This is a genomic window from Arthrobacter sp. efr-133-TYG-118 (assembly GCF_030209755.1).
Taxonomy (GTDB): domain Bacteria; phylum Actinomycetota; class Actinomycetes; order Actinomycetales; family Micrococcaceae; genus Arthrobacter.
In genome coordinates, this window is sequence record NZ_JARVRH010000025.1 from 89850 (window position 1) to 105346 (window position 15497).

13 protein-coding genes are annotated in these 15497 nt (G+C 64.6%); 7 read left to right on the forward strand and 6 right to left on the reverse strand.

Annotated features, from left to right (window positions below; translation table 11 throughout):
* Positions 1-54: 54 nt before the first annotated feature.
* The 3 genes from QRN59_RS19820 to pucL all read right to left on the reverse strand — a co-directional run bounded on the left by QRN59_RS19820 (position 55) and on the right by pucL (position 3567).
* Positions 55-879 carry a MurR/RpiR family transcriptional regulator gene (locus tag QRN59_RS19820; protein WP_284984172.1) on the reverse strand — a complete coding sequence of 275 codons (825 nt, stop codon included), beginning with the start codon at positions 877-879 and terminating at the stop codon, positions 55-57.
* 118 nt (positions 880-997) lie between these two features.
* Positions 998-2488: a nucleobase:cation symporter-2 family protein gene (locus tag QRN59_RS19825; protein ID WP_284984173.1), complete on the reverse strand. Its 1491-nt coding sequence runs from the start codon at positions 2486-2488 to the stop codon at positions 998-1000.
* Positions 2489-2652: 164 nt separating this feature from the next.
* On the reverse strand, positions 2653-3567 hold the full coding sequence (gene pucL, locus QRN59_RS19830) for a factor-independent urate hydroxylase (protein WP_284984174.1): 915 nt from the start codon (positions 3565-3567) through the stop codon (positions 2653-2655).
* A gap of 393 nt (positions 3568-3960) precedes the next feature.
* On the opposite strand from pucL, the gene QRN59_RS19835 reads away from it, so the two are divergent.
* Positions 3961-4140, forward strand: a complete 180-nt coding sequence (locus QRN59_RS19835; RefSeq protein WP_236812825.1) for a hypothetical protein — start codon at positions 3961-3963, stop codon at positions 4138-4140.
* A 92-nt stretch (positions 4141-4232) separates the two neighbouring features.
* On the opposite strand, the gene QRN59_RS19840 is transcribed toward QRN59_RS19835, so the two are convergent.
* Both QRN59_RS19840 and QRN59_RS19845 read right to left on the reverse strand, forming a co-directional pair.
* Complete coding sequence (locus tag QRN59_RS19840) at positions 4233-4973, reverse strand: DUF2510 domain-containing protein (RefSeq protein ID WP_284984175.1); 741 nt, start codon at positions 4971-4973, stop codon at positions 4233-4235.
* Between the two features lie 40 nt (positions 4974-5013).
* Positions 5014-6489 (reverse strand): 8-oxoguanine deaminase, encoded by a 1476-nt coding sequence (locus tag QRN59_RS19845; protein ID WP_284984176.1) that lies wholly within the window; start codon positions 6487-6489, stop codon positions 5014-5016.
* Between the two features lie 311 nt (positions 6490-6800).
* Here QRN59_RS19845 and QRN59_RS19850 point away from each other — a divergent pair, with 311 nt between their 5' ends.
* The 5 genes from QRN59_RS19850 to QRN59_RS19870 all read left to right on the forward strand — a co-directional run bounded on the left by QRN59_RS19850 (position 6801) and on the right by QRN59_RS19870 (position 14188).
* Positions 6801-7295 carry a nucleoside deaminase gene (locus QRN59_RS19850; protein WP_236812822.1) on the forward strand — a complete coding sequence of 165 codons (495 nt, stop codon included), beginning with the start codon at positions 6801-6803 and terminating at the stop codon, positions 7293-7295.
* A 15-nt stretch (positions 7296-7310) separates the two neighbouring features.
* Positions 7311-8882: an NCS2 family permease gene (locus QRN59_RS19855; protein ID WP_502871094.1), complete on the forward strand. Its 1572-nt coding sequence runs from the start codon at positions 7311-7313 to the stop codon at positions 8880-8882.
* 307 nt (positions 8883-9189) lie between these two features.
* Positions 9190-10419: an XdhC family protein gene (locus QRN59_RS19860; protein WP_284984178.1), complete on the forward strand. Its 1230-nt coding sequence runs from the start codon at positions 9190-9192 to the stop codon at positions 10417-10419.
* On the forward strand, positions 10410-11369 hold the full coding sequence (locus QRN59_RS19865) for an FAD binding domain-containing protein (protein ID WP_284984179.1): 960 nt from the start codon (positions 10410-10412) through the stop codon (positions 11367-11369). The genes QRN59_RS19860 and QRN59_RS19865 overlap by 10 nt, the downstream gene beginning before the upstream one ends.
* 2 nt (positions 11370-11371) lie before the next feature.
* A complete protein-coding gene (locus QRN59_RS19870) occupies positions 11372-14188 on the forward strand; it encodes a molybdopterin-dependent oxidoreductase (protein ID WP_284984180.1) in 2817 nt (938 codons plus the stop codon).
* Between the two features lie 67 nt (positions 14189-14255).
* On the opposite strand, the gene nboR is transcribed toward QRN59_RS19870, so the two are convergent.
* Positions 14256-14885 (reverse strand): nicotine blue oxidoreductase, encoded by a 630-nt coding sequence (gene nboR / locus QRN59_RS19875; protein WP_284984181.1) that lies wholly within the window; start codon positions 14883-14885, stop codon positions 14256-14258.
* Positions 14886-15087: 202 nt separating this feature from the next.
* Between nboR and QRN59_RS19880 the strand changes: the two genes are divergently transcribed.
* Complete coding sequence (locus QRN59_RS19880) at positions 15088-15279, forward strand: YegP family protein (RefSeq protein WP_284984182.1); 192 nt, start codon at positions 15088-15090, stop codon at positions 15277-15279.
* Positions 15280-15497 lie beyond the last annotated feature (218 nt).

Sequence of the window (15497 nt, forward strand, 5' to 3'; positions counted from 1 at the left end):
TTTGCCCGCGTTTTGGGGGCAACACTTGCCGGTTCGCGCGTGAGTCGCGTGGATTTACCGCCGCTCGATCTCTCCCAGAGAGTCGAAGACGCCGGTTATTTCCCTGACGCGGTCCCTTCCCGGACGCCCCCGCGCGGTCAGTACGCCGTTCGCGAGGACGCTCATGAGGCTCATGGCTGAGGCGTAGCTGTCAAAGGCGGCGCTGCCGTCCACAGGGCATTCGATCCAAACGGAGGCCTCAACGGCAAGCCATCGGGCGCTCGGGTCCGCGATCAGGATGGTGCTCGCGCCGGTGGCGGTGGCCGCCTTCAGGAGCTGGTGGAAGCCGTCCGGCCGGCGCCGGAAGCCCAGCAGGATCACGACGTCGTTCGCGTCCAGCCCTGCCAGTTCTTCACCAACGCTTTGGCCCGGCTGTGGGGCCAGATTTACCGAGGGTCGGCACTGCAGGAGCTGCTGCCGTAGGTGGAGGGCTACAGGGAAACTGTTGCGGAAGCCGATCAGCAAGACCTTGCTGGCCTCGGCCAATTGCTGCGTCACCTTGCGGAGGCGACCGTCGTCGAGCGTTTCGAAAAGCCGGTTCAGGCTCTGCTGTTCCGTTGCCAGATGCAGGGGGATTCCGCCGTCGGCCTCCTGTTTGGCTAGCGGCACTCCGCTGGACCTCAGGCCCCGGGTGTGTTCCTTCACCTCGTTGAAATCGGCGAATCCGAGGTGGCGAAAGAGCCTGCTCATGGTGGCCTTGGAGACCCCGCTTAGCTGAGCGAGCTCGGCCGCATTGTAGACAGCCAAGTCGCCGAGGCGGTCCAGCAGGGTGTCTGCGGCCTTTTGCTCCTGCGGCCCAAGTTCCGAATAGTGTTGTTCGATTCGCTCATCGATCCTCATGAAACAACCGTCTCACGTGGAGGTGGCAAAAAACGCATGCAGCGCGAACTGGCAGGTGCTGCCCCGTTCCTTGCTGCGAATCAGGGGCAACACCTGCCAGTTCGGCGGAGCAAAGGTGTCAGTGCTCGGCCGGTGTGTCCGACTTGAGCGGCACTTCCTTGCCTTCGGCGTCGATCAGTTTGCCGTTCTCGAAACGGTCACCGTGCGCGAGGCAAGCAATGTCCGCTTCGCTGACCACACGGCCGGTACCTGCGACGAACACCGATTGGTTGTCCGAGTTGCCGGCCTTGAAGTGGTTGAACAGCACGTTCAGCAGGATGGCCATGATGGCGGCCGAGCTGATGCCCGAGTGGAAGATCGTGGAGAACCAGGACGGGAACTGGTCGTAGAACTTCGGGGCGGCGATCGGGATCATACCGAAGCCGATGGACGCAGCCACGACGATCAGGTTCATGTTGTTGCGGTACTCCACTTTGGAAAGCGTCCGGATGCCGCTCGCGGCCACCGTACCAAAGAGTACGACGCCGGCACCGCCCAGGACGGGCGTCGGAACTGCTGCGACAACTCGCCCGAGGATGGGCAGCACGCCGAGCACCACCAGGATGAGCCCGCCGGCGCTGACCACGAAGCGGCTCTTGATGCCCGTGATGGCCACGAGTCCGACGTTCTGGGCGAAGGCGCTCTGGGTAAAGGAGTTGAAGAGGGGCGAAACGGCGCTTGAGAGCATATCCGCACGCAGGCCGTTGCCGATGCGCTTGGAATCGACCTTGGTGCCTACGATTTCACCGACGGCGATGATGTCCGCCGAGGTCTCGGTGAGGGTGACCAGGATGACGATCAGCATCGAAACGATGGACGCGATCTCGAACGTGGGAGCACCGAACGCGAACGGCGTGGGGAAGGCCACCACCGGACCTTGGCCGACCTTGGAGAAATCGGCCATTCCCGTGGCGAGGGCAATGACGGTCCCGATCACCATGGCAAGGAGGATGGAAAGACGCGAGATGGCCGCGTTTCCAACCTTGCTGAGGAGAAGGACGATGCCCATCGTGGCCGCGGCGAGTCCGATGTTCGCCACGCTGCCGTAGTTGGGGGCGGCGGCGTTGCCGCCCATGGCCCAGTTCGCCGCGACCGGCATGAGTGTCAGCCCGATGGTGGTGATGACGGTACCCGTGACGACGGGTGGGAAGAATTTGATGATCTTGGAGAAAAGCGGTGTGATCACCAGGCCGATCAGGGACGCCACGATGACCGAGCCGAACACCGCCTGGATCCCGCCGCCGCCGTGGACGATCGCCACCATGGTGGAGACGCCGGCGAAGGACACGCCCTGGACCAGCGGCAGCTGCGATCCGAAGAACGGGATGCCGACAGTCTGCAGAATGGTGGCGAGGCCGCCGACAAACAGGCAGGCCGCGATCAGGAGCCCGATGTCCTGCGAGGACATGCCCGCGGCGGCTCCGATGATGAGCGGCGGGGCGATGATGCCGCCGTACATGGTCAAGACGTGCTGGAACCCGTAGGCGAACGTGCTCCCGATCGAGAGGCGCTTGTCCTCGGGGCGGGCAGGCCCGGACGCTGCGGGGCGGGTTTTATTCTTCGTGTTCATGGCAGACTTTCTTGGTTCATGGCAGACGTCTTTGTCTGGCTAACTTTGTCTGGCTAACAATGTGGTTTTTGGGTGCGGGTGATTGCCCAACTGGCTCGCATTTGATGTCGTTTTGAGGCTCCAAACGACACTTGCTGCGAGTCAGTTGGGCGGGTACCTCGGGGTCAGCAGAAGCCGGCGATGCCGTTCCACGCAGCCGGGGCAGGTGTGGTGTTGTCGCGCTGGACCGTGGCTTCGATCAAGCCGTACGGGCGGTCCGCGGCGAAGAAGACCTCGTTGGGGTTGTCGAGGCCGAACGGGCTGAGGTCCACCAGGAAGTGGTGTTTGTTGGGCATCGAGAACTTGATCTCGTCCACTTCGCTGTGGGCCTCCAGGACCTTCTTGCCCATGTCGAACAGGGTCTGCTGCAGGGCGTGGGAGTAGTTCTCCGTGAAGCCTTCCAAGAGCAGTGCCTTGATGTCCTCGTAGCTCTTGTTGAAGTCGGTTCCGGCAGCGTCGAGCCCGGTCTTGTAGCGCCAGCGGGCCGAGACATCGGTGGCGAGGATGCGGTCCGTGGTCTCGGGCAGGGTGGTGTACCGGTCGCGGGGATAGCCCACGAAGCCGGACTGCGTGGTCTTGAGGACGGTCAGGTCCTTGAGGCCGGAGATGACGTGCGTTGTGTTGCCTTCACGGACCACGACGGCGGTGCGGACTTCCTGCCCCTTGCGGACAAAGCTGTGGTCGTGTTCGGAGCCGTGTGCCTGGATGCGGTCCCAGGTGTAGGCCTCGGCTTCCCAGCGGCCGCCCGTGACCCACTCGAAGCCTGAGGTGAAGTGTTCGCTCAGGCGCAGGAGGAAGGCTTCGGGGGAGCCGATGCCGTCGCGGGCAAAGGCATAGATGGTGTTCTTCTGGGTGTCCGTGGCGACGACGTGTGCGTTGTCGCCTTGGAGGTGCGCAGCCTGGAAGTCGCCACGCAATTGCGAGGTGACGTTAAGGTCTTCGATCTGGTGGCGGTCGGTGTCGCGGGTGACTTTGACGACGCGGACTTCTGCCTTGCCGTACTGGTTGTCGCCGAGGACGATGTTGTTGCTCATGGTCATATCCCAACTTCTGTGAGGTGGAACCACTAAGGTCCACCAATGAAATTAAGCGCGTGTTTCATACGCGTTTCTGGTGGAGCCGACCCAACAAAAAAGAGCCGGCATCCGTTGATGCCAGCTCATTACGACCCTGCCTGCTGCTCCCAGGTTACGTGACCTGCGCCACGAATTGAAGAAAGCGTAGCCCACGTTTGCCAGTGGTGTACATCACTTCCGGAGAATCGTTACCTACTTTCTGATTGTGACCGACGGCGACTAGTGGCGGGGGCGTGGTCCGGTGGGCACCCCTTGACGAGGCTCGCGAATCCCCTCTACCATTTCCATATAACAAAAAATGTTTTCCAAGATACGGAAAATTCTCGGAGAACTTGAGCGCATGAAGTAGGAGGACAGATGGACTCGCAGGATAAGAACAACGTCGTGGAATTCCCGGCGCCCGGCCAGGAACTGTACCTGCCGTTCGGCGCTACGGATCCTGACTTCTATATTCCGGCCGACTGTGACCGCATGCCCGGGACTTTCTCCCGTTGGCTGCGCGCCCTTCCGGTATTCGGCCGGCAGCGTTCTTCTTAGGCGAATACGTGAGTGTGGCCCGGGTGCTGCGTTCCAGAACGCAGCACCCGGGCCACACCCACGATCTCGGTCAACGTGGAGCGAGGAGAGCCCTACATCGGCAGGGCCTTGGCGATAGTCGAAACGATCATGCTCACTTTGACGGACACCAGGATCAGGCTCACGGCAGTCAGGCCAATCAGTGCCCAAACCGGTGCGAGTCCGCGCTGCGGGGCGACCTTGTGGACGATCACTGAACGGCCCACGACGTAGACTCCGGCGCCCAGGAAGGCCCATGCCCAGTGGAAGGGGCGGACCACCCCGTCCCTTTGCAGCTTTTGCCAGTCGAGGTAGGACAAGAGAACGCTGACCCCGTAGATGAGCCAAGATGAGATAACCAGCAGGAAATACGGAACGCTGAACGCGCTGGGATCGAGGGTGGGTACGCGCCTGGCGCCGACATACCTCAGGTGGAAGACCGGATTCCAGAGCAGCAGGATAATCAGCGTGATGACCGGCAGCAGCGTGACGAGCCAGATGAACGGATTGTAGACCGGCGTCTGCTTGCTGATTTCCGGGCGCGGCGCGGGCTGGACCGGCCCCCCGTATTGCCCTGGCCCCCCGTATTGCCCTGGCCCCCCGTATTGCCCTGGCCGCGCGGCCGCGGGCCACGCCGCGCCGGGCTGACCCGCGCCGGGCTGACCCGTGCCAGGCTGGCCCGCGCCGGGCTGACTGGGTGGGTTCCATGCGTTTCCAGTCCAGGCGTTACCGTCCCACCACCGTAGTTGCCCGGAGCCCGAGGGGTCCGGGTACCAACCTGGAGGAGTCGGCGAGTTGTGCTGGGGGACGGTCATGATGTGCCTCCTGATCTACGACCTAATCGAGAGGCTACTCCTAACCGCTGATGATTTTCTGTGCGGCGGCTGAGTGTTTGGCAATAAGTTCCGGGATGTCCAGATCCGGAATCTGGCCGTCCACAACGCGCCATGTGCCGCCCACCATGACGCGGTCGGCGTGGTCTGCCGCGCAGAGCAACAATGCCGCGACGGGATCGTGGCTCCCGGAGAAGCGCAGCCCCTCGGGCTTGAACATGGCAAGGTCTGCCTGCATTCCGGGAGCAATCTGGCCGATGTCGGTGCGGCCCAACACCGCAGCGGATCCCCGCGTCGCCCAGCCGAGGGCGCGCTCCACGGGGACGTGCGCACCGTAGCGCAGCCGCTGCAGATACAGCGCTTGCCGCGCTTCGAGGATCATGTTGGAGGCATCGTTCGACGCCGAACCGTCCACTCCCAGCCCTACCGGAACCCCGGCGGCCTCAAGTTCCAGCACCCGTGCGGTGCCGGACGCGAGCCGCATGTTCGACGTCGGGCAGTGCGCGACGGCGGTGCCCGCGGCACCCAGCCGGGCGATCTCGTCGTCGTCGAAATGGATGCCGTGGCCAAGCCAGGTGCGTTTTCCGAGCCAGCCGACGCTGTCCAGATAATCCACGGTGCGCAACCCGAACATCTCGCGGCAGAAATCTTCCTCGTCGATGGTTTCCGCGAGGTGCGTGTGCAGCCGGACATCCAACCGTTCGGCCATGGCTGCGCTCTCGGCCATGATCTCCCTGGTCACCGAGAACGGCGAGCAGGGGGCCAAGGCGATCTGGATGACCGCTCCGTCTCCCCGTTCGTGGTACTTCCCGATCAGCCGTTCGCTGTCTGCGAGGATCACCTCCGGGCGCTGCACGGTGGACCGCGGCGGCAGGCCGCCGTCGTCCTCGCCCAGCGTCATGGACCCGCGGGTGAGCGTGGCGCGCATGCCGAGTTCACGCACGACGCCGACCTCGACGTCGATCGCGTCCTCAAGTCCCGCGGGGAAGAGGTAGTGGTGGTCGGCCGCCGTGGTGCAACCGGAAAGCAGGAGTTCCGCAAGCGCTACTTTCACGGCAAGTTCGAGGCTGTCCGGCTTCAACCGCGCCCACACGGGATACAGGTTCTGCAACCAGGGGAACAGGGGAGCGTTCGCCACCGGACCCCACGCGCGGGTGAGCGTTTGGTAGAAGTGGTGGTGCGTGTTGATGAGACCTGGCAGCAGGACATGGCTGCCGGCGTCGAAAGTTTCATGGCACGGCGCGGAAGGGCGCTTTCCGGCGGGGACGAGCTCCGCGATTTTCCCATCGCTGACTACGATGCCGCCGCGGGCGTCGAGCCCGTTGGCGGTGAACACATCGAGGGGATTCTTGATCCAGAGCCGGGAAGAGGCTGGATCTGTTGCCGGGGCTGCCGGCTGGAAATCGGATTTAGGGGACACTGGAATCCTTGTCTGGTCGGCGTAGTTGCGTTCCAGCTCAGTGGTTCCTGTCTGCTGATCCAGGTTCCGGCGGGTCATCCCTGCCGATGGCACCCAGCGTAGGTGGCTCGCCGAAGTGCGTCAATGTGACCGACGCCCCAAGCCCGGTTACCGCCCGGCATCAAGCGCGAATTTCACATGTCGAAACTTTTTTTCCAGAAACTATGGCGCGGCTCACATCTCCGGTGCTAATCTCAATTTGCCAAAGGCGGGCACCCGGACTTCCGGGAAGCTATCTACCAGGCGAAACCTTCACAAGCACATGCTGAAGCCTGGTAATCGCAGCACTGGTCTGTCATGTTCAGATGCCTCCCTGGTTACAGGCTTCCTCAGCACTAAGGAAGTCGCACATGAGTACCACCGTCACGGCCGAACATTTCTTGGCCACATCCATTGAGCTGGCAACAGCCAATGTCCTCAACAGCGGCGGGCCGTTCGGCGCCGTCATTGTCACCGCGGATGGCCGCGCCTTCGAAGGCGTCAACCGGGTCACCGCAAGCAACGACCCCACGGCGCACGCCGAGGTCACCGCGATCCGCAATGCCTGCCGCGAGCTCGGCACCTTCGATCTCAGCGGAGCCACCCTCTACACGAGCTGCGAGCCATGCCCCATGTGCCTGGCCTCGGCTCTCTGGGCCCGCATCGGCAACGTGGTCTTCGCAGCCGACCGGCACGACGCCGCCTCCGTCGGCTTCGACGACGCCGTCTTCTACGAATACTTCGAAAACGAGGACCGGGACACGCTCATGCCGGTCACCAAGCTGGAACTGGGCGACCCCCAGGCACCGGCCATCCTGGAACCCTTCAACACCTGGAACACGCTTGACTCCAGGATTGACTACTAGGGCCCGGTGGCTGAAATGACAATCCTGGACCCCGCAGAAATGCGAACGGCAACTGAAAAGCAGGCTGTGCCTTCCGGTGCAGGGCAGACAGATGCACGCGAAAAGCACACGGCAACCGGACTGGCACAGCGGGGCAGCAGCCCCAGGCCCCCGGCGTCGAACTCCTTCCTGGATCGTTTCTTCCAGATCACCAAGCGTGGCTCCACGCTGGCCCGCGAATTCCGCGGCGGCATCGTCACGTTCTTCACGATGGCCTACATCGTCATCCTCAACCCACTGATCCTGGGCGGATTCTCGGCCCAGAACGCACCCACGGATGTGGCTGGCGGATGGTTGTCCGCAGCGCAGGTGGGGGCAGTCACCGGCCTGACCGCCGGTGTCATGACGGTCCTCTTCGGCCTCATCGCGAACCTGCCGTTCGGGCTCGCCGCAGGCTTGGGAATCAACTCGTTCCTCGCAGTCGCCGTCATCCATGAAGTCACCTGGCCGGAAGCCATGGGCCTGGTGGTCATCAACGGCATCCTGATTGTCCTGTTCGGCGTCACGGGTGCCCGGACCGCGATCTTCAAGGCTGTCCCCAAGGAACTCAAGGCCGCCATCACCGTTGGCATCGGCCTGTTCATCGCCTTCATCGGCTTCGTCGATTCCGGTTTCGTCCGCGCCACAAAAGGCGGACCGCCGGTACAGCTAGGCAACGATGGTTCCATCACCTCCATACCTACCCTTGTTTTCATTGTTGGTCTGCTGGTCATGGGAATCCTCGTGGCCCGCAAGATCCAGGGCGGCCTCCTGATCGGAATCGTCGCCACCACGGTCCTCGCCGCCGTCGTCGAGGCCGTCATGCATATCGGGCCTGGCAGCGCCGCCAATCCCGGTGGCTGGCACCTCAACACCCCTGTACTGTCCGGCCAGCTGGTTTCCGCCCCGGACTTCAGCCTGGTAGGCCACTTCGACCTCTTCGGTTCGTTCTCGCGGATCGGCGGCTTGGCGGCCACGATGCTGGTGTTCACCCTGGTGTTCACCAACTTCTTCGACGCCATGGGCACCATGACCGGCCTCGCCAAGAGCGCCGGCGTGGCCTACAACGACGGGACGTTCCCCAAGCTCAAGTCGGCCTTCATCGTCGAAGGCCTGGGCGCGGTAGCCGGCGGCGCGACGTCGGGCTCGTCCAACACGGTGTACATTGACTCCGCTGCCGGAATTGGCGAAGGCGCCCGCACCGGCCTGGCGTCGGTGGTCACGGGTCTGCTGTTCCTGGGTTCGATGTTCCTGACCCCGCTCACCAGCGTGGTTCCGCTCGAGGTCGCAGCCGCGGCCCTGGTGGTGGTGGGCGCCATGATGATGGCACAGATCCGCGAGATCAAGTTCTCCAAGTTCTCCGTGGCCCTGCCCGCTTTCCTCACGATCGTCACCATGCCGCTCACATACTCCATCGCCAACGGCATCGGCGTCGGATTCATCTCCTGGGCCGTCATCCACTCGGCATCGGGGAAAGGCAGGAAAGTCCATCCGCTCATGTGGGTGGTGACCCTGGGCTTCTTGATCTACTTTGCCCGCGGGCCGATCAGCGCACTCATGGGAGCGTAGCCGGCCATTAGCGTAGCCGGCCATTGAGACGGCGGTCCGGCCGCAAGTCACCGCAATGAATAGGCGTCCGCCGATCGTCACCAACCGCATCAAGCGGACGACGACGGCGGGCGGCGGTGGGGGTGCGGCCGCTCCGCTAAGGACCGGGGTGGGAAATGAGAGGCCCGCCCCGGTCCTCTTCACGCAACGGGGTGCGTGTTTACCCGAAGCTCTCCTGTACAGACGCAAGGAATGAGAATATGAGGCAAGATCGCACACTGCCCCGGGCGGGTCTCCGGTCCGGGACCTCGGTAAAGGAGGTGTTGCCATGCTGGATTTGATGCCTTCGCTGGGCACGTGGCGGCCCGCGGTCTCCGGCCAGCGATGCGCCGTCGCCACCATCGTGGCCGCGGGAGGCTCCGTGCCCCGTCCCCTCGGCACGTCCATGCTGGTTTCCGAACACGGCGATGTTCTTGGCAGCCTCTCCGGAGGGTGCGTGGAAGGCGCCGTGGTGGAGGCTGCCCTTCAAGCAATGCACGACGGCGGCAGTCGCCTTGAGTCGTTCGGCTACAGCGCCGAGGACGCGTTCGCCGTCGGGCTCACCTGCGGTGGCGAGCTGGAAGTCCACATCCAGCCGACGGGGGCCGCCGGCTTGGACCTGGCTTTGTTGAACAGCGCGAGCGGCCCGCAGTCTTCCCTGGCACTCATCCGCAGGCTCGACTCCGCGGGAGGCGCCGTCGTCGTTCCTGATCCGGCGCGGTTCTCCGCTGTTGGTTCACGGGAACTTTCGGCCCTTCTCGGCGGGGATGACTACCTGATCAGCGCGGCCGCGGCCCAGCTCGAACCTCTCCTGCATGGCGGCCGCACAGGACTGGTGAGGCTCGCGCCGGCCGAAGGCTGCGGGGTTTCCGGGCCGGAAGCCGAACCCATTACCCTCTTCGTGGAAAGCCGCTTGCCGGCGGCCCGGATGCTGATCTTTGGCGCCAACGACTTCGGCGCGGCCTTGCTCCCCGCCGGGAAGCTCCTGGGCTACGAGGTCACTTTGTGCGATGCGAGGCCCGTGTTTTCGAGCCAGGGCCGATTCCTCGACGCCGACCACCTCGTCACCGACTGGCCGCACCGCTACCTTGCCGCGGAAGCAGCCGCAGCCCGGATCGATTCCCGCACGGTCGTGTGCGTGCTCACGCACGATCCCAAATTCGATATTCCGCTGCTGGAAACCGCCCTTGCTTTGGATCTCGCCTATGTGGGAGCCATGGGCTCCAGGCGCAGCCACCGGCAGCGCATCGACGGACTGCTGGACCGCGGCATTCCGGTCGAGGCCCTGGAACGCCTGCATTCGCCGATCGGACTGGACCTTGGTGCCGTCACTCCCGCCGAAGTTGCGGTGTCCATTACGGCCGAGATCCTCGCGTCCCGCGCTCCGCACCCGGCCTCGGCCTGTGCACCCTATCCAGCCTCCGGCTGGGGTTCGCTCAAGGACGGCACAGGGCCGATCCACCAGAACGCTCCCGAACACAACAACCCCGAACAAAGCAAGGTGACCCCATGGACATGAACACCATCGAGTCCGTGGTTGCGACCACGGATCCAGGCCAGTGGCGCGAGGGCGACGCCTGGCTCGCCGGCGGTACGGTCTTGTTCTCCTATGGCAGTCCGGTCGGCAGCGAAGAGCCGCTGATACGACTCTTGGATCTGGGCCAAGCAGGCTGGCCGGCCGTCACCGTGAGCGACGCCGGCGTTGAGCTGGCCGCCACCTGCACCGTCGCCGAGCTCTACGCACTTCCTGTGTCTGACGCCGTGGCCGGCCGGAACTGGCCGGGACTGGATCTTTTCCGCCCGTGCTGCGACTCTTTCGTGGCCTCCTTCAAGGTGTGGAACATGTCCACCGTTGGCGGCAATGTGTGCACCTCGCTCCCGGCCGGGCCGATGATTTCGTTATGCGCAGGCTTGGACGCGAGGGCCACCATCCTTGGCCGGCACGGCAGCAGCCGGACCGTTCCAGTGGCCGAATTCGTTACCGGGGACGGGAAAAACTGCCTGGCACCGGGCGAACTCCTGCGCAGCATCCAGCTGCCGGCGTCGGCTTTGGCGGCGAAGGTGGCCTTCCGCCGGCTCTCGCTGAGCAACCTCGGGCGGTCGGGGGTGCTGCTGATCGGAAGGCTCGACGCCGATGGCGGCCTGGTCCTCACAATCACCGCCGCCACCAAGCGGCCCGTGCAGCTGCGGTTCGCCGCCGCCGAGTTGCCAGACGCCGGCCAGCTGGCCGCCGCCGTCGGGCATTCGATCCCCTCGGAGCTGTACCACGACGACATCCACGGGCTTCCGGAATGGCGCCGTGACATGACCTTCCGCCTTGCCGAGGAGATCCGCGCCGAGCTGTGCGGCCCGGGGGAGCCGGGCGGACCGCTCACGGTCTCTGGCGATTTCTGGCCACCGCACGCCACCTCGCCGCAACCGTCCACCCAAGCGGAACCATTCAACACCGAGCAGCAGAAGGAGGCCTGAGCATGGCAATCGAGATCAACGGAACAGCCACCGAGGCCGCACCCCGCCCGGGACAGTGCCTTCGGACGTTCCTGCGCGAACAGGGCAACTTCGGCGTCAAGAAAGGGTGCGACGGCGGCGACTGCGGCGCGTGCACCGTCCACGTGGACGGTAAAGCTGTGCACAGCTGCATCTACCCGGCCGTCCGCGCCGAAGGGCACTCGGTCACCACCATCGAGGGGTTGTCGAGCGGGGAAGAGCTGCACCCTGTGCAGCAGCAGTTCCTGGAACACCAGGGCTTCCAGTGCGGCTTCTGCACGGCCGGCATGATGATGACCGCCGCCACCTTCGACGAGGAACAGAAAGCCAACCTCCCGCGAAACCTCAAGGGAAACCTGTGCCGCTGTACGGGTTACCGCTCCATTGCGGACGCTGTGTGCGGCAGTCACGCCCGCACCGGGCAAAACACCTCCGACGGCGGTGAGGTCGCCCAAGCCCACACGGGCCAGCTCGGCGACAACGTTCCCGCGCCTGCGGGACGCGCCGTCGTCACCGGTACCGCCCGGTACACGCTCGACGTCCCCCCGGAACAACTCCCGGGACTGTTGCACCTCAAGCTGCTGCGCTCGCCGCACGCGCATGCCCGCATTGTGTCCATCGATACGACGGCGGCACTCCAGGTGCCCGGGGTCGTCGCGGTTTTTACCCATGAGGACGCGCCGGCCCGCTTGTTCTCAACGGCCCAGCACGAGCTTTACACCGATGATCCCGACGACACCAGGGTCCTCGACAACGTGGTGCGCTTCATCGGCCAGCGGGTTGCCGCCGTTGTCGCCGAATCGGTGGGCGCAGCGGAAGCCGGGGCCCGGGCCATCAAGGTTGAGTACGAACTCCTGGATGCTGTCTTCTCGCCGCAGGACGCGTTGCTGCCCGGGGCACCCGCGATCCACGGCGAGAAGGACGGGGAAACGGCCCGGATTTCACGCCCGCAGAACAACGTCGTGGCGGAGGTCCATTCCGAGCTCGGAAATGTTGAAGCCGGATTCGCAGCGGCCGACTTCATCCACGAGAACACGTACCAGACCCAGCGCGTACAGCACGTCGCCATGGAAACGCACTGTTCCATCGCGTGGGTGGAGCCCTCCGAGAATCCAGGAGAGGACCGGCTCATGGTCCGTTCCTCCAGCCAGGTCCCTTTCCTGGTCCGGCGGACCCTCGCCCGCGTGTTCGATCTTCCTGAGGACCGCATCCGCGTGGTCGCCGGCCGCGTGGGCGGCGGGTTCGGCGGCAAGCAGGAAGTACTCACCGAGGACCTCGTGGCCATGGCGGCCCTCAAGCTCCGCCGGCCTGTGCAAGTGGAGTTCACCCGCACCGAACAATTCACTGCCACCACCACACGCCACCCCTTCACCATCAAGGTCAAGGCCGGGGCGAGCCGGGACGGTCACCTGACGGCGATGCAGCTGGACGTGGTCACCAACACGGGTGCGTACGGAAACCACGCGCCCGGAGTGATGTTCCACGGTTGCGGCGAGTCGTTGGCCGTCTACAAATGCGCCAACAAGAAGGTGGATGCGCAGGCCGTCTACACCAACACGGTTCCGGCGGGTGCCTTCCGTGGCTACGGCCTGAGCCAGATGATCTTCGCGATCGAGTCCGCCGTGGACGAACTCGCCGTTGGTATCGGCATGGACCCCTTGGAGTTCCGGCTCAAAAACATGGTCCGGCCGGGTGACGACATGCTCTCCACGAACCCCGAGCCGGAAGAGGACGTGTTTTACGGGAGCTACGGACTGGACCAGTGCGTGGCGTTGGTCCGGGATGCCCTCGAGCGCGGCGAGAAACGCTACCGGGATGCCGGCCTCGACAACTTCGGCCCGGGGTGGGTCACGGGCGTCGGTTCTGCGCTGTCCATGATCGACACCGTTCCGCCTCGCGGCCACTTCGCCCACACTCGCCTTAGGCTCCTGCCGGACGGCACCTTCGACGCCGCCGTCGGGACCGCCGAATTCGGCAACGGCACCACCACGGTCCACGCCCAACTGGCGGCGACCGCCCTGTCCACGACGGCGCCGAACGTGGCCGTGCGCCAGTCCGACACGGACCTCGTGGAGCACGATACCGGGGCATTCGGCTCCGCAGGCACCGTGGTGGCCGGGCAGGCAACCTTGCTCGCGGCGCAGGAACTCGCGCTGCGCATCCGGGCCGTGGCGGCCGGAATCGCGGGTGTTCCGGAGGCGGACTGCGTGCTCGAGGACGGTGCGGCGCGCTGCGGTGAGCGGGTCTTGGCGCTCGCGGAGGTGTACGACGCCGCGCAGCAGCAGGGCATGGAACTCGCCGCCGAAGGGCGTTGGGGCGGAACCCCGCGTTCGGTCGCCTTCAACGTCCACGGATTCCGGGTGGCCGTAAACACAGGCACGGGGGAACTCCGGATCCTGCAGAGCGTCCAGGCGGCCGATGCCGGCGTCGTGGTCAATCCACGGCAGTGCCGCGGCCAGGTGGAAGGCGGAATCGCCCAGGCGTTGGGTGTCGCGCTGTATGAGGAAGTCCGCGTGAACGACGCCGGCAAGGTCACCACGGACATCCTGCGGCAGTACCACATCCCTTCCTTCGCGGACGTGCCACGCAGTGAGGTGTACTTCGCGAAAACGAACGACCAGATGGGGCCGCTTGGTGCCAAGTCCATGAGCGAGAGCCCGTTCAACCCCGTGGCGCCCGCACTGGCCAACGCCATCCGGAATGCCACCGGGGTTAGGTTCGCGGCGCTCCCCATCGCCCGGGACAAGATCTACCTGGCGCTCAAGGATGCCGAAGCCTCCACCCAACTAGCTCGCATTTAATGTCGTTTTGGAGCCTCATAACGACATCTACTGCGAGCTAGTTGGGGTGGCTGGGCGGTTGGGGGCGCTAGTCGCTGAGGAGGTGCAGCTTGTCCTTCGTGTCCACATCGGCACCGTCGGCGAGGTCGCTGCAGTCGACGACGTCCACGAGCCCGGGGTGCGCCTTGAGGAAGCGGCGTGCTCCGGCGTCGCCGACGGCGGACTCGGCGACGTCGGCACGAAGGGTGGCGTCGAGGATCAAGGGGTGGCCGCGCCGGAGTTTTGATGTGTTGCTGCCTTTGTAGACAGTGTCCGCGTATCCTGCTGCGGTCACACGGCCGGGTTGGTGCGCGGCCAGCAGCCTGGCGACGACGCCGGGGGTCAACCCGGGCTGGTCCACGAGAGCCACCATGACGTTGTGGCCAGAGGTGGCCGCCGCAACACCCGTACGAAACGAGCTGGCCATGCCGGACGCCCACTCCGGGTTGTCCACCACGAGATACCCGCCCAGGTCCGTCCCGCGTCGGACATCCTCGGCTCCGGCCCCGAGCACCACGACGACCTTGAGGCATCCGCCGTCGAGCAATGTCCTGGCGAGTACCTCCACCAAGGTGTGGCCGCGGAAGGGCAGCAGCGCCTTGGGGCCGAGGCCCAGGCGTGTCCCCGCGCCGCCGGCCAACAGCACACCAGTGGTGGGAACAGGGCTGGAATCGTTCATGGGGTTCACACTATCCATGCGCCCCCGCGAGGTCTCTAGGTTCACCTTGCATTCCAATATAGGTCTACCGAAAAAGGTTGAATATTACCCGTGGGTAGGCCTTCTGGCAGGCTCCCTTGGCCGATATTCTCTTATGGACTTCACGAGAGTCAGTGGTCATCGAAGGGGATGCAATGACGCATCCGCGGTGGAAAGAGGTTTTATGTCTGGCATTTTCGAAATCTTGACGGCGGGGGAGCAATCGTTCCGTTTCCGGTTGAAGGCTGATGATGGAACGGTAGTGGCGGTGTCGCCAAAGTTCCCGGATATTGCGGCCCTTGTGGCCGGTATCAACGCAGTCAGGGAGAATGCCGCCACAGGATTCGTGGTGGATCACCGCTCGCTCGGAGCGTAAAAGCAAATCGGCGGTAGTGCTCAAGGAGCACTACCGCCGATTCCTTTTTGCACCTGTTTAGGAGTCGCCCCCCGAACCGCCGGTGGTTCCGGCAGTCACGTCGAGGAGCTTGTACCGGTCAATGGCGTACGACGGCGCACTCGGGTCAACCTCGCCCCTCGCCGCGAGGAGTTGCAGGGTCTTCACGACGATGGAGTGGGTGTCGTTTTTGAAGAAGC

Bases quoted from the DNA above. Each gene is read 5' to 3' on its own strand.
- pucL (WP_284984174.1), bottom strand. From the start codon at position 3,567: ATGACCATGAGCAACAACATCGTCCTCGGCGACAACCAGTACGGCAAG.
- QRN59_RS19870 (WP_284984180.1), top strand. From the start codon at position 11,372: ATGGCAATCGAGATCAACGGAACAGCCACCGAGGCCGCACCCCGCCCG.
- QRN59_RS19825 (WP_284984173.1), bottom strand. From the start codon at position 2,488: ATGAACACGAAGAATAAAACCCGCCCCGCAGCGTCCGGGCCTGCCCGC.
- QRN59_RS19820 (WP_284984172.1), bottom strand. From the start codon at position 879: ATGAGGATCGATGAGCGAATCGAACAACACTATTCGGAACTTGGGCCG.
- QRN59_RS19835 (WP_236812825.1), top strand. From the start codon at position 3,961: ATGGACTCGCAGGATAAGAACAACGTCGTGGAATTCCCGGCGCCCGGC.
- QRN59_RS19865 (WP_284984179.1), top strand. From the start codon at position 10,410: ATGGACATGAACACCATCGAGTCCGTGGTTGCGACCACGGATCCAGGC.
- QRN59_RS19880 (WP_284984182.1), top strand. From the start codon at position 15,088: ATGTCTGGCATTTTCGAAATCTTGACGGCGGGGGAGCAATCGTTCCGT.
- QRN59_RS19855 (WP_502871094.1), top strand. From the start codon at position 7,311: ATGACAATCCTGGACCCCGCAGAAATGCGAACGGCAACTGAAAAGCAG.
- QRN59_RS19840 (WP_284984175.1), bottom strand. From the start codon at position 4,973: ATGACCGTCCCCCAGCACAACTCGCCGACTCCTCCAGGTTGGTACCCG.
- QRN59_RS19860 (WP_284984178.1), top strand. From the start codon at position 9,190: ATGCTGGATTTGATGCCTTCGCTGGGCACGTGGCGGCCCGCGGTCTCC.
- QRN59_RS19845 (WP_284984176.1), bottom strand. From the start codon at position 6,489: ATGACCCGCCGGAACCTGGATCAGCAGACAGGAACCACTGAGCTGGAA.
- QRN59_RS19850 (WP_236812822.1), top strand. From the start codon at position 6,801: ATGAGTACCACCGTCACGGCCGAACATTTCTTGGCCACATCCATTGAG.
- nboR (WP_284984181.1), bottom strand. From the start codon at position 14,885: ATGAACGATTCCAGCCCTGTTCCCACCACTGGTGTGCTGTTGGCCGGC.